Origin of the sequence: Streptomyces sp. WM4235 (assembly GCF_001279725.1) — a bacterium.
Taxonomy (GTDB): domain Bacteria; phylum Actinomycetota; class Actinomycetes; order Streptomycetales; family Streptomycetaceae; genus Streptomyces.
The window spans coordinates 1-515 of record NZ_LGDE01000272.1; the positions used below are offsets into that span (position 1 = coordinate 1).

At 71.1% G+C, this 515-nt stretch carries 1 protein-coding gene; it reads left to right on the forward strand.

What is annotated here, in order from left to right; genetic code table 11:
- Positions 1-515: ScbR family autoregulator-binding transcription factor (locus ADK55_RS19345; RefSeq protein WP_159041473.1), on the forward strand; the 515-nt coding region annotated here is incomplete at both ends.

The window sequence follows — 515 nt, forward strand, 5'->3', positions numbered from 1 at the left end:
GTGCAGGAGAGGTCGGAGCGGACGCGTAGGCGACTGCTCTTCGCCGGAGCCGAGATGTTCCACCGGAACGGCTACGCCAATGCGACGCTCGGCGAGATCGCGGGTGCGGCCGGGGTCACGAAAGGGGCGCTGTACTTCCACTTCGCCTCGAAGGACGAGCTGGCGGACGCGGTGCAGCAGTGGGGCTGTGGGCTGTTGCACGAGGCGGTACGGGGATTGCGGGAGGCGGGGGACTCGCCGTTGCAGGCGCTGATCGGCACGACGCACTGGCTGGCGCGGACCCTGCACGAGGACCCGGCGATCCCGGCGAGCTTCCGGATCACCAAGGAGTGCGCGGGGCAGCAACCGGCGGTGGTGGACTTCCACGGGGCGTGGCTGTCGGTGGTCTGCCGGCTGCTGCGGATGGCCCGGGACGCGGGGGAGTTGGCGGGCTTCTCGGGCGGGGTCGACGGGGGCGACGGGGCCGTTGTGTCTGACGGGGCCGTTGTGTCTGACGGGGCCTTTGTGTCTGACGG